Source organism: Bacillus sp. FSL M7-0558 (assembly GCF_038003245.1).
GTDB lineage: Bacteria > Bacillota > Bacilli > Bacillales > Bacillaceae > Bacillus > Bacillus pumilus.
In genome coordinates this window covers 2,493,632-2,507,259 of record NZ_JBBOOU010000001.1, presented here as the reverse complement: position 1 = coordinate 2,507,259, position 13,628 = coordinate 2,493,632, and the positions used below count along the sequence as shown (strand labels likewise).

The 13,628-nt window shown below is 42.1% G+C and carries 11 protein-coding genes; 10 read left to right on the top strand and 1 reads right to left on the bottom strand.

Annotation, left to right across the window (positions count from 1 at the left end):
- Nucleotides 1–229 precede the first annotated feature (229 nt).
- The 5 genes from tig to yihA all read left to right on the top strand — a co-directional run bounded on the left by tig (nucleotide 230) and on the right by yihA (nucleotide 7,899).
- Entirely contained in the window at nucleotides 230–1,504 is a 1,275-nt protein-coding gene (gene tig, locus MHB79_RS12670) for a trigger factor (RefSeq protein ID WP_226803790.1), read from the top strand.
- A 251-nt stretch (nucleotides 1,505–1,755) separates the two neighbouring features.
- Complete coding sequence (clpX, locus tag MHB79_RS12665) at nucleotides 1,756–3,021, top strand: ATP-dependent protease ATP-binding subunit ClpX (protein WP_003216176.1); 1,266 nt, start codon at nucleotides 1,756–1,758, stop codon at nucleotides 3,019–3,021.
- Between the two features lie 136 nt (nucleotides 3,022–3,157).
- The gene (gene lonB, locus MHB79_RS12660) at nucleotides 3,158–4,819 is read left to right on the top strand and encodes an ATP-dependent protease LonB (protein WP_003216675.1); all 1,662 of its coding nucleotides are present in this window, start codon (nucleotides 3,158–3,160) and stop codon (nucleotides 4,817–4,819) included.
- A 171-nt stretch (nucleotides 4,820–4,990) separates the two neighbouring features.
- Nucleotides 4,991–7,315, top strand: coding sequence for an endopeptidase La (gene lon, locus MHB79_RS12655; protein ID WP_003216539.1), 2,325 nt, complete (start codon nucleotides 4,991–4,993; stop codon nucleotides 7,313–7,315).
- On the top strand, nucleotides 7,312–7,899 hold the full coding sequence (gene yihA, locus MHB79_RS12650; protein ID WP_003216344.1) for a ribosome biogenesis GTP-binding protein YihA/YsxC: 588 nt from the start codon (nucleotides 7,312–7,314) through the stop codon (nucleotides 7,897–7,899). Before lon ends, yihA begins: the two co-directional genes overlap by 4 nt.
- A 43-nt stretch (nucleotides 7,900–7,942) precedes the next feature.
- Here yihA and MHB79_RS12645 read toward each other — a convergent pair whose 3' ends face one another.
- Nucleotides 7,943–8,428 (bottom strand): hypothetical protein, encoded by a 486-nt coding sequence (locus MHB79_RS12645; protein ID WP_340989899.1) that lies wholly within the window; start codon nucleotides 8,426–8,428, stop codon nucleotides 7,943–7,945.
- A gap of 242 nt (nucleotides 8,429–8,670) precedes the next feature.
- On the opposite strand from MHB79_RS12645, the gene hemA reads away from it, so the two are divergent.
- From hemA to hemB, 5 genes are read left to right on the top strand one after another with little or no spacing between them, the layout of a single operon-like run.
- Nucleotides 8,671–10,038, top strand: a complete 1,368-nt coding sequence (hemA, locus tag MHB79_RS12640) for a glutamyl-tRNA reductase (RefSeq protein WP_050943640.1) — start codon at nucleotides 8,671–8,673, stop codon at nucleotides 10,036–10,038.
- 7 nt (nucleotides 10,039–10,045) lie between these two features.
- Nucleotides 10,046–10,876, top strand: a complete 831-nt coding sequence (locus MHB79_RS12635) for a cytochrome c biogenesis protein (protein WP_050943641.1) — start codon at nucleotides 10,046–10,048, stop codon at nucleotides 10,874–10,876.
- A 41-nt stretch (nucleotides 10,877–10,917) separates the two neighbouring features.
- Nucleotides 10,918–11,853, top strand: coding sequence for a hydroxymethylbilane synthase (gene hemC / locus MHB79_RS12630; protein ID WP_340989897.1), 936 nt, complete (start codon nucleotides 10,918–10,920; stop codon nucleotides 11,851–11,853).
- Nucleotides 11,850–12,641, top strand: coding sequence for a uroporphyrinogen-III synthase (locus MHB79_RS12625; RefSeq protein ID WP_003216187.1), 792 nt, complete (start codon nucleotides 11,850–11,852; stop codon nucleotides 12,639–12,641). The genes hemC and MHB79_RS12625 overlap by 4 nt, the downstream gene beginning before the upstream one ends.
- Nucleotides 12,638–13,609, top strand: a complete 972-nt coding sequence (gene hemB / locus MHB79_RS12620; protein ID WP_050943644.1) for a porphobilinogen synthase — start codon at nucleotides 12,638–12,640, stop codon at nucleotides 13,607–13,609. Before MHB79_RS12625 ends, hemB begins: the two co-directional genes overlap by 4 nt.
- Nucleotides 13,610–13,628: the final 19 nt, after the last annotated feature.

Sequence of the window (13,628 nt, the reverse complement as noted above, 5' to 3'; positions counted from 1 at the left end):
TAGTTGAAAGACGGACTTGTTATGTTATAATATAATGGTTGTATTTGTGCATATATCGTGCAGTTGTCGATTCCAATGGTTGAAAGACGATATGTATAATCAAGTCAAATGTTGTATACATAATACCGCTTCTTTAGCGGCGTGCGTGGTTTTTAATTGGACGAAGTCTTTATGATGCTTTAGAATGTAACAACGCACAATCTGAATAGATTTTTGGAGGGAAACACACATGTCAGTAAAATGGGAAAAACAAGAAGGTAACGAAGGCATCTTAACGGTAGAAGTTGATGCTGAAACATTTAACAAAGCACTTGATGATGCGTTTAAGAAAGTTGTTAAGCAAGTATCGATCCCTGGATTCCGTAAAGGGAAAGTACCACGTGGTCTTTTCGAACAGCGTTTTGGTGTAGAATCTCTTTATCAAGATGCATTAGATATTCTTCTTCCAGTTGAGTATCCAAAAGCAATCGACGAAGCTGGTATCGAGCCAGTTGACCGCCCTGAAATCGATGTTGAGAAAATCGAAAAAGGCGAAAGCTTAATCTTCACTGCAAAAGTAACAGTGAAGCCTGAAGTGAAACTTGGTGACTACAAAGGTCTTAACGTAGAAAAAGACGACGCTACTGTCACTGATGAAGATGTACAAGAAGAGTTAAAAGGCATGCAAAACCGTCAAGCTGAGCTTGTTGTCAAAGAAGAAGGCGCAATCGAAAACGGCGATACAGTTGTTCTTGATTTCGAAGGATTCGTTGATGGAGAAGCATTCGAAGGCGGAAAAGCTGAGAACTACTCTCTTGAAGTAGGTTCTAATTCATTCATCCCTGGTTTTGAAGAGCAGTTAGTTGGTCTTGAAACTGGAGCTGAAAAAGACGTAGAAGTCACTTTCCCAGAAGAATACCATGCTGAAGACCTTGCAGGTAAACCAGCTGTATTCAAAGTGAAAATTCACGAAATCAAAGCAAAAGAACTTCCAGCACTTGACGATGAGTTCGCGAAAGATGTTGATGAAGAAGTAGAAACTCTTGCTGAACTAACTGAAAAAACAAAGAAACGTCTTGAAGAAGCGAAAGAAAACGAAGCAGAAGGTAAACTTCGTGAAGAGCTAGTTGAGAAAGCTTCTGAAAATGCGGAAGTTGACATCCCACAAGCGATGGTTGACACAGAGCTAGACCGTATGATGAAAGAATTCGAACAACGCCTTCAAATGCAAGGAATGAACCTTGAGCTTTACTTCCAATTCTCAGGACAAGATGAAAATGCGCTGAAAGAGCAAATGAAAGAAGATGCTGCTAAACGCGTAAAATCTAACCTAACACTTGAAGCAATTGCTGCTGCAGAAAACGTACAAGTGTCTGATGAAGAAGTAGAAGAAGAGCTTTCAAAAATGGCTGAAGCATACAACATGCCAATTGAAAATATTAAACAAGCGATCGGATCTACTGACGCAATGAAAGAAGATCTAAAAGTTCGTAAAGCAATTGATTTTCTTGTAGAAAACCGTTAATATGGTGCATAATAATAAAACAGGGCGCGAGTGACTCGTGCCTTGTTTTGTACAATTTTTGACTTATCATCGCTTCTTTTGGAAACGATAGTGTAAGTCGCATCTTTCTGTTATACATATCTCGATGTGCAGTGTTAGAAACACATCATTACCGTCTTTTAGGAAAGTATGGTAAAATGCATACATACTGGACCCAGAAAGGTAGCTGACTGTTAGCTACAGGCAAGTGAAGAAGAATAAGGGGTGAAAGAATGTTTAAATTCAACGAGGAAAAAGGTCAATTAAAATGCTCGTTTTGCGGAAAAACGCAAGATCAAGTGCGTAAACTGGTCGCAGGACCTGGCGTATATATATGTGATGAATGTATCGAGCTTTGCACGGAAATAGTTGAAGAAGAGCTCGGCACTGAGGAAGAAGTTGAATTCAAGGATGTTCCGAAGCCTCATGAAATTCGGGAGATTCTTGATGAATATGTCATCGGCCAAGAAAATGCGAAGAAATCCTTAGCTGTAGCGGTTTATAATCACTACAAACGGATCAATTCCAACAGCAAGATTGATGATGTTGAGCTTTCGAAAAGTAATATCTCTATGATTGGGCCAACAGGAAGCGGTAAAACATTACTTGCTCAAACGCTTGCTCGTATTTTAAATGTGCCATTTGCGATTGCAGATGCAACATCTTTAACTGAAGCAGGTTATGTTGGTGAAGACGTAGAGAATATTTTACTAAAGCTGATCCAAGCAGCCGATTATGATGTAGAAAAAGCAGAAAAAGGTATTATCTACATCGATGAAATCGATAAAGTAGCAAGAAAATCAGAAAACCCTTCTATCACTCGTGATGTATCTGGGGAAGGTGTTCAGCAAGCACTATTGAAAATTCTTGAAGGAACTGTCGCTAGTGTACCGCCTCAAGGTGGACGTAAGCATCCTCATCAAGAATTCATTCAAATCGATACAACAAATATCCTCTTTATTTGTGGTGGAGCCTTTGACGGCATTGAGCAAATCATCAAACGCCGCTTAGGTCAAAAAGTCATTGGATTCGGTGCGGAAAATAAAATCGAAGATCTTGAAAAAGAAGTTCTTTTATCAAAAGTACTCCCAGAAGACTTGCTTCGCTTCGGTTTAATCCCAGAATTCATCGGCCGCTTGCCGGTTATTGCAAGCCTAGAGCCGTTAGATGAAAAAGCACTTGTAGAGATCTTGACGAAGCCTAAAAATGCACTCGTTAAGCAGTATACAAAAATGCTTGAGCTTGATGATGTAGAGCTAGAATTTGAAGAAGATGCTCTTAGCGAAATTGCGAAAAAAGCAATTGAGCGTAAAACAGGAGCTCGTGGTCTACGTTCAATCATTGAAGGCATCATGCTTGATGTGATGTTTGACCTTCCATCACGTGATGATATTGAAAAATGTGTCATCACTGGTGCAACAGTTGCTGATGGCGTGTCGCCGCGTCTTGTGTTAAAGGACGGCACAGTCGTTAATAAAGATACGAAAACATCTGCATAAGAGTAGTCTCACTCCTGAATCCTTTTGATTCAGGAGTTTTTTATTTATCGTGGAAGTTGTGTTTATTCCGTCCAGCTCTAGGAAATACTAGCAGACAGAAACCAATACATACGATAGATGAAGGAGGGAGCACCGATTGAGCTGGACAGGAATCGTTTTATTCATACAACTGTTCTTTGGTATCGTCATCGGGCTGTACTTTTGGAACTTACTGCGAAATCAGCGCACACAAAAGGTGACGATAGACAAAGAGTCAAAGAAAGAAATGGAGGCACTCAGAAAGATGCGGTCAATCAAGCTGAGTGAACCTTTATCAGAGAGAGTCCGGCCAAAGGGGTTTCAGGATATTGTAGGGCAGGAAGACGGCATTCGTGCACTAAAAGCGGCACTATGCGGGCCGAACCCACAGCATGTCATCGTCTACGGACCACCGGGAGTCGGTAAAACAGCCGCTGCCCGTCTTGTGATGGAAGAAGCGAAGCGTCACGCTGATTCTCCTTTTAAAAAAGATGCGGTCTTTGTAGAGCTCGATGCCACAACCGCGAGATTCGATGAACGAGGCATTGCAGATCCGCTTATTGGTTCCGTGCATGACCCAATTTACCAAGGGGCTGGAGCAATGGGGCAAGCAGGCATTCCGCAGCCAAAACAAGGAGCCGTCACACATGCTCATGGCGGGGTTCTGTTTATCGATGAAATTGGCGAACTGCATCCGATCCAAATGAACAAAATGCTCAAAGTGCTGGAAGATCGGAAAGTCTTTTTAGACAGTGCCTACTACAGTGAAGAAAATACCCAAATCCCGAATCACATTCATGATATTTTCCAAAATGGACTTCCGGCCGATTTTCGATTGATAGGTGCCACGACAAGAACACCTGACGAAATTCCACCAGCGATCCGGTCAAGATGTCTCGAAATTTTCTTTAAAGACCTTGACCAGCATGAACTGAAAATCGTCGCTGCCAAGGCTGTGCAAAAAATTCAAAAGGAATTAAGTGATGAAGGGCTGAACCTGTTAACCTCCTATGTGAAAAATGGACGTGAAGCCGTCAACATGGTGCAGATTGCCGCTGGCATGGCGGTCACGGAAAATCGAAAAGACATCACGATCGAAGATGTAGAATGGGTTATTCATTCGAGCCAGCTGACACCAAGATATGAACAAAAAGTACCGGAAAAGCCAAAAGTGGGGGTAGTCAATGGACTGGCTGTTTATGGACCAAACAGCGGTGCCCTGCTTGAGATTGAAGTGAACATCTGTAAGGCGCTTGAAAAAGGCAGTATCAATATTACAGGGATTGCAGAAGAAGAAAGCATTGGCAATCAATCGAAATCCATTAGACGAAAAAGTATGGCCAAAGGGTCAGTTGAAAATGTATTAACGGTACTTCGAAATTTAGGCATTCGGACAAATGAATATGACATCCATATTAATTTTCCAGGCGGTGCCCCTATTGATGGGCCGTCTGCTGGGATTGCCATGGCGACCGCAATCTTCTCAGCCATACATCAAATCCCGATTGATCATCTGACAGCCATGACGGGTGAAATCGGATTGCAAGGTCAGGTGAAGCCGATCGGTGGTGTGATACCGAAGATAAAGGCAGCGAAGCAGGCTGGTGCCACAACCGTCATTATTCCTTATGACAACCAGCAGTCGATCTTAAAAGAGATTGAAGGGGTCACCATTGTGCCTGTGAAGCACTTCCAAGAAGTGCTGGATCAGTGTTTGGTTAACCCGCCAGACGAGAAGAAAGATGGACTAGAAGAAGAAATGAAAAGAAAATCTGTTTAATCCCCATCACATATGGGGATTTTTTAGTGAAATAGATCTTTTTTTCTTTTTCAAGATAAAAAGAAAGGGTATACTACGGTAAGATCAACATTTCTCAAGTCTTTTACATTGTACAAGACTGAAACAGGTATATTATAATGATTCATACTAGTGACGGAGGTGTCAATCAACATGGCAGATGAAATCAAAAAGAATGTTCCGCTCCTTCCATTGCGAGGTTTGCTTGTTTATCCAACAATGGTCTTGCATTTGGACGTTGGACGCGAAAAGTCTGTTCAAGCATTAGAACAGGCGATGATGAACGATCATATGATTTTTCTAGCTACACAGCGGGAAATTTCAATAGATGAACCAGGTGAAGAGGAAATTTTCAAAGTCGGCACCTACACAAAAATTAAACAAATGCTGAAGCTGCCAAATGGAACGATTCGTGTACTCGTTGAAGGCCTAAATCGAGCGCAGATCGAATCATATGTCGAGCTGGAGGACTATACGTCCGTCGACATTAAAGAATTGACAGAAGAAGAATTAAAGGACGCAGAAGCAGAAGCCCTCATGCGTACATTGTTAGATCACTTTGATCAATACATAAAAATTTCAAAAAAAATCTCAGCTGAAACATATGCAACAGTGACGGACATTGAAGAACCGGGGAGAATGGCAGATATCGTTGCTTCTCACCTGCCGCTTAAATTAAAGGACAAACAAGAAGTACTGGAAACAGTAGATGTCAAAAAACGGCTGAATCGGGTCATCAGCTTAATTCACAATGAAAAAGAAGTGCTCGAGATTGAAAAGAAAATCGGGCAGCGCGTGAAACGTTCAATGGAACGAACGCAAAAAGAATATTATTTACGTGAACAAATGAAAGCCATTCAAAAAGAGCTTGGAGACAAAGAAGGGAAAACGGGCGAAGTCAGTTCTTTAATGTCTAAAATCGAAGAGTCGAGCATGCCGGATTCTGTTCGTGAAACGGCGCTAAAAGAATTGAATCGTTATGAAAAAATTCCTTCAAGCTCTGCTGAGAGCTCTGTGATTCGAAATTATATTGATTGGCTGATCGGCCTCCCGTGGGGCATCTATACAGAAGATCGTCTCGATTTAAAGCTTGCAAGTGAAATTTTAGATGATGAGCATCACGGGCTGGAAAAGGTCAAAGAACGGGTGCTTGAATATCTTGCTGTACAGAAGCTGACCAATTCATTAAAAGGACCGATTCTTTGCTTAGCAGGACCTCCTGGCGTAGGGAAAACGTCACTTGCCAAATCGATTGCCAAATCACTTGACCGAAAGTTTATCCGTATCTCCCTTGGCGGTGTGCGTGATGAGTCTGAGATTCGTGGACATAGAAGAACGTATGTAGGTGCGATGCCAGGCCGTATCATTCGCGGAATGAGCAAGGCAGGAACGATGAATCCGGTCTTCCTTTTAGATGAAATTGATAAAATGTCCTCTGATTTTAGAGGCGATCCATCTTCTGCGATGCTCGAAGTCTTAGATCCAGAGCAAAATCATAACTTCAGCGATCACTATATTGAAGAAACATTTGATTTGTCTCAGGTGCTATTTATTGCCACTGCCAACAATTTAGCAACCATTCCAGGTCCACTTCGTGATAGAATGGAGATTATCACGATTGCAGGGTATACAGAGGTTGAAAAAGCAGAAATTGTGAAAGATCACCTTCTGCCGAAGCAGCTAAAGGAGCACGGATTAAAGAAAGGGAACTTGCAGCTCCGTGAAGCAGCGATTTATGATACGATTCGCTATTACACAAGAGAAGCGGGTGTTCGTGGATTAGAGCGTCAGCTTGCGGCGATATGCCGTAAAGCGGCAAGAGCGATTGTGGCTGAAGACCGCAAACGCATCACGGTGACAGAAAAGAACTTATCTGAATTTCTCGGAAAAAGACTTTACCGTTATGGTCAGGCTGAAACGACAGACCAAGTGGGAGTTGTCACAGGACTTGCGTATACCACTGTTGGCGGAGACACCTTGTCAATTGAGGTATCACTTTCTCCGGGTAAAGGCAAGCTGTTGTTAACAGGTAAGCTTGGTGATGTCATGAGAGAATCTGCACAGGCGGCATTCAGTTATATTCGTTCGAAAGCAGATGAACTGAACATTGATCCTAATTTTAATGAAAAGCATGATATTCATATCCATGTTCCAGAGGGTGCGGTTCCAAAGGACGGGCCATCAGCTGGTATCACCATTGCGACGGCTCTTGTATCAGCCCTCACAGGACGACCTGTGTCAAAAGAGGTTGGTATGACAGGAGAGATCACGTTAAGAGGAAGAGTGCTTCCAATTGGCGGACTAAAAGAAAAAGCATTAGGCGCACATCGTGCAGGACTGAAAACCATTATTCTTCCAAAGGACAATGAGAAGGATATTGATGATATTCCTGAAAGTGTGAGAGAAGGACTAACCTTTATTCCGGTCTCGCATTTAGATGAGGTGCTTGAGAAAGCGTTGGTAGGAGAGGGAAGATGAAAGTAACAAAATCAGATATCGTCATTAGTGCGGTAAAACCAGAGCAGTACCCGAGCGGGGGACTGCCTGAAATCGCTCTTGCTGGACGATCAAATGTTGGGAAGTCCTCGTTCATCAACTCATTGATTAATCGTAAAAATTTAGCACGTACGTCTTCTAAACCAGGTAAGACTCAAACGCTTAATTTCTACATTATTAATGATATGCTCCATTTTGTGGACGTTCCAGGTTACGGCTTTGCTAAAGTATCAAAGACAGAGCGTGAAGCCTGGGGTAGAATGATCGAAACGTATATTACAATGCGTGAAGAATTAAAAGCAGTTGTCCAAATTGTGGACCTGCGTCATAAGCCATCAGTAGATGATGTGAACATGTATGAATTCCTGAAATATTACGGCGTTCCTGTGATCGTCATCGCAACAAAGGCGGACAAAATTCCAAAAGGCAAATGGGAAAAACATGCGAAAGTTGTCAAACAGACACTCGACATTGCCCCATCAGATGAACTAGTCCTATTCTCTTCTGAAACAAAAAAGGGAAAAGACGAAGCCTGGAATGCCATCCTTGCGAAGATTAATAACTAAAAAAAGGCATCTGTCATGAGCAGATGCCTTTTTATTGTATAAGTTATTTCCTTTTTAAAAATAATAAGAGGAGACTGACAGCAATCAGTACATAAGGCCAGTACAATTCAAAACCGGAAGTAGGGATCGAAAGGGAACTTAGCTGCTTTGTAATTTGCTGAAAGAAATAAAGGAACAGACCTAGTGCAATAAGAACAACACTTTCAATACGATATTCTTTTTTCTGAGATGATTTCACAAAAAGAGCAAGTCCAACGATGAATACGATCATCGTAAATGTGTCTGGCCAGTAGTCCAATTTCGGCTGAAGAATAAAGTGTAGCGAAAGGCCCGTCATCAGCATACCGATAAACACATGAGCGCGTTCTTGCTCCTTCTTTCCTTGATATAAGAAAGCAAGGCCAAAAAGCAGTACGAGTGTATACCATTTCTCTTGATCCTTCCAAATGTCAAATTGACCTCCTGAGAGAATGGCATATAGCGCTACAGCCAGCAAAGTGAGCGGTAGCAAAATGGATTTCTTCTTCAAAGATGTCACCTTCTTTTAAGCAGATCATTTGTCCGCACGCGCCAAATCTGGTAAATTGCTTGAAGTGATGATATGGCATAATGGGTGTCGAACATTTTTCTACTATATCACAACATTTTTGAAATCTGTTCACAATTTTCATCCAGTTAAAAATGAATATATGTTATAATCACTATAAATAATAAATTCTATATTGTAATTATTATAAATTAGACAGGGCGTTGGGGGTGCAAGCTGAAGTTATGCATATTCTTGTTGTGGGTTTAGATTATAAAACAGCCCCTGTTGAGATACGGGAACAGCTGAGCTTTGAACCGAGCGAGCTCGGAACAGCGATGTCCAAGCTTAAAGAAGAAAAAAGCATTCTAGAGAATATCGTCATCTCAACATGTAATCGAACAGAGATCTACGCAGTGGTAGATCAGCTTCATACTGGACGGTTTTATATAAAAAGATTTTTAGCTGATTGGTTCGGTTTAGAAAAGGAAGATGTCTCGCCGTATTTGAAGTTCTATGAAAATGATGGAGCGGTCGAGCATTTATTCCGTGTGGCCTGTGGACTTGATTCCATGGTGATTGGCGAAACACAAATACTTGGTCAAGTGCGCTCTAGCTTTAAAGTAGCTCAAGAGGAGAAGACCATTGGTACCGTTTTCAATTATTTATTCAAACAGGCGGTCACCGTTGCAAAACGGTCTCATGCGGAAACAGACATTGCGTCTAATGCCGTGTCTGTCAGCTATGCTGCTGTCGAGCTTGCGAAAAAAATCTTTGGACGTCTTTCTGATAAACATGTCCTGATTCTTGGTGCGGGTAAAATGGGCGAACTAGCGGCTCAAAACCTTCAAGGTCAAGGGATTGGTCAAGTAACGGTTATCAATCGAACGTATGAGAAAGCAAAAGAATTGGCGGGCCGTTTTTCAGGAGAGCCTAAAAGCTTAAACCAATTGGAAAAAACATTATCCGAAGCGGACATTTTAATTAGTTCCACTGGTGCGAAACAATTTGTCATTACAAAAGAAATGGTCGAAAGTGCGAATAAAAAGCGGAAAGGCAGACCTCTATTTATGGTGGATATTGCTGTGCCCCGTGATTTAGATCCAGCCATTTCTGAAGTAGAAGGTGCTTTTTTGTATGACATTGATGATCTTGAGGGCATCGTGGCAGCTAACTTAAAAGAGCGTCGTGCGGTGGCTGAGCAGGTTGAGCTTCTCATTGAAGCAGAAATTGTGGAATTTAAGCAATGGCTGAATACGCTTGGTGTGGTTCCTGTCATTTCTGCACTTAGAGAAAAGGCGCTGACGATTCAAGCGGATACGATGCAGAGTATTGAGCGAAAGCTTCCGAATCTCACACATCGTGAAATGAAGCTATTAAATAAACATACGAAAAGCATTATCAATCAAATGCTGAAAGATCCTATCTTAAAGGCAAAAGAAATTGCCGCGGAGCCGAATGCAGAGGAAAAACTTTTACTCTTCAAAGAAATCTTTGATTTACAGGTTGAAGATGAAGAGCAAAGGGCGGAGCCGATGCAGGTGGAGCAAGGGTCATTTCAGCTGTTTAAACCAAATATGGCACAAGGCCTTGCTACAGTTGCCAGTGAGTGATTAAGCGATGATGGAATCCATTGTAGCGAGACTAGGCGAAGCGACGACCTTGATCTATGCACTAAGTGTCTTGTTCTATTTCATAGATTTTCTTCAACACAACCGGAAGGCTGGAAAAATGGCTTTCTGGTTGCTTTCTATTGTCTGGCTGCTGCAAACAGTCTACATGTTCTATATTATGATGGAAACAGACCGATTCCCTGTGTTGAATGTAGCAGAGGGGTTATATTTTTATACGTGGGTGCTTGTGACACTTTCACTTGTTCTCACAAAAGTACTGCGTGTTGAATTTATCGTCTTTTTTACAAATGTCATCGGTTTTTCCTTGATGGCGATTCACACCTTTACACCATCGGATCTCCACTCAGCAGAACTAACGGGGAAGCTGACGAGTGAATTGCTAGTGATCCATATTACGATGGCGATTTTATCATACGGTGCCTTTTCACTTTCATTTGCTTTCTCTCTTCTCTATCTCTTTCAATATCGTTTGCTGAAAAAGAAAAAATGGGGAAAATGGCTTCTAAGAATTGAAGATTTATCGAAGCTTGATCATATGGCATACGTATTAAACATTATTGGCGTGCCGATGCTCTTACTTAGTTTGATTCTTGGCATCATTTGGGCATATATTTCGTATGATACGTTGTACTGGACAGATACAAAGGTGCTTGGTTCGTTTATTATGCTGTTTTTATATGGTGTTTACTTATATATCAGATTGGTGAGAAATATGCAGGGCAAAGTCGTGGCACTGTGGAATGTCGGTTCATTCCTTGTGCTGATGATCAATTATTTTCTGCTTGGTAGCTTATCAACCTTTCATTGGTTTCAATAAATAATGATGAGTCTTAAGGGCATTGTCGGGAGGAAGACGAATTGCGTACAATTAAAGTAGGTTCTAGAAGAAGTAAGCTTGCAATTACACAAACAAAATGGGTCATTCAAAAGCTGTCTGAACTAAACCCTTCTTATTCTTTTGAAATAAAAGAGATTGTGACAAAGGGTGATCAAATTTTAGATGTGACCTTATCAAAGGTTGGCGGAAAAGGACTGTTTGTCAAAGAAATTGAACAGGCGATGCTGAATCACGACATCGATATGGCAGTTCACAGTATGAAGGATATGCCGGCTGCTCTTCCTGAAGGATTAGTCATTGGCTGTATTCCTGAGCGTGAAGATGTAAGGGACGCTCTTATATCGAAGGATCATCTGCGTCTTCATGAGCTGCCGAAAAGTGCTATTGTGGGAACGAGCAGCTTACGGCGAAGTGCCCAGCTTCTTCAGGAAAGACCAGATCTGAACATTAAATGGATTCGAGGAAACATTGATACACGATTGGAAAAGCTGAAAAATGAAGAATATGATGCCATTATTCTAGCGGCTGCCGGTCTGTCCAGAATGGGCTGGAGCAAAGAGGTCGTGTCTGAATTTTTATCTCCTGAGACTTGTCTGCCCGCAGTTGGCCAAGGCGCTTTGTCAATTGAGTGCCGCGGAGATGATGAAGAGCTATTGCAGCTCCTCACTCAATTTACGAATGAATACACAAAGAAAACGGTTCTCGCTGAACGAGCCTTCCTCAAACAAATGGATGGCAGCTGTCAGGTACCGATCGCTGGCTATGCAACGATAAATGAGCGCGATGAAATTGAACTGACGGGTCTTGTGGCATCTGCTGACGGACACACGATTATTCGAGAAACTGTATCAGGCTATGACCCTGAGGCAATTGGAACAGCATGTGCGAAGCAGATGGCTGATAAGGGAGCAAAGGATTTAATCGACAAGGTGAAAAAGGATCTGTCCTCCCAATGACCATAGGCCAATCGCTTCACGGACAGACGGTGCTTGTCACTCGAAATGAACGTCAAGCGGGTGTGTTTCAGCAGAAGATTGAAGAGCTGAACGGCCATGCTGTTTTAACCTCTCTTATTCGGTTTGAGCCTACGCTCACAAATGAAAAAGCGCAGGCCTTTTTAAAGGACTTAGAAAATAGCCAATGGCTTGTTTTCACGAGTGTAAATGGGGCGTCTTTTTTTCTGAGCTACATAGAAGACCATCATTTACATAAGAGTTTATCCCATTTGAAAGTGGCTGCGGTAGGTGAGAAAACCTCTGCCTATCTTGAGCAGCACGGCTTGAAGGTGGATGTCGTACCAGAACGATTCATAGCGGAAGAGCTCGCAGATGCGCTGCTTGACCATGTGCGTCCGGGAGAGCGTGTGTTTGTAGCAAAAGGACACCTGTCTCGAGATGTCGTGAAGAAAACGCTTGTTCCACTTGGCATAGAAGTAAAGGAATGGATTTTATATGAAACGGTCAAGGATGAGGAAGGAATTGCCGCTCTCAAAACGGCAATGACGAAGCAATCATTTGATTTTATTACATTTACGAGTTCATCCACTGTCCATTCATTTATGCATGCCATGGAGGCAGATGCAGCGAAGCTAGCTGCTTCTGACACCTGTTTTGTGACGATCGGTCCTCTGACAAAAGAGGCGCTGCTTCAATACGGGATTTCTTCTGAAACCCCAGATACTTATACGATAGACGGAATGCTTGAATTGATGTGCCGTTTATCTGAAAGGAAGTTGAACCAATGATGAAATTTAACAGACACCGCAGACTGCGGACAAGTGCAGGAATGAGAGAATTAGTCAGAGAAACCTTTTTAAGACCATCTGATTTCATTTATCCGATCTTTTTTGTAGAGGGAGAAAATGTCCGAAAAGAAGTCCCTTCAATGCCGGGTGTTTATCACATTTCAGTGGACCTTGTAAAAGAAGAAGTCCAAGAGCTTGTCGATCTAGGCATCAAATCAATTATTGTATTTGGTGTTCCAGATCATAAAGACCATGTGGGCAGTGAGGCGTATCACGATCATGGCATTGTTCAAAGAGCAACGCTTGAGATCAAAAAGCATTTCCCAGAGCTTGTGGTCATTGCAGACACTTGCTTATGCCAATATACAGATCACGGACACTGCGGAATCGTTGAAGATGGAGAAATTTTAAATGATGAATCTCTTCAGCTATTAGCGAAAACTGCTGTTAGCCAAGCGCGCGCAGGTGCAGATATCATTGCTCCTTCTAATATGATGGATGGATTTGTTATTGCCATTCGTGAGGCGCTTGATGAAGCTGGCTTTATTCATGTACCTGTCATGTCATATGCTGTGAAATATGCAAGTGCGTTTTACGGTCCGTTTCGTGACGCGGCGCATAGCACACCGCAGTTTGGAGATCGTAAAACATACCAAATGGACCCTGCAAACCGTTTAGAGGCACTAAGAGAAGCGCAATCTGACGTAGAAGAGGGAGCTGACTTCCTCATTGTGAAACCATCTCTTTCTTATTTAGACATTATGCGTGATGTGAAAAATGAATTTACACTCCCTATTGTTGCTTACAATGTGAGCGGAGAATATGCAATGGTCAAAGCCGCTGCTCAAAATGGGTGGATTTCTGAAAAAGAGCTTGTTCTTGAAATGCTGACAAGCATGAAACGTGCAGGAGCAGAACTCATCATTACGTATCATGCAAAAGATGCAGCAAAATGGCTCTCAGAATAAAGAACGGATAGACAGGAGG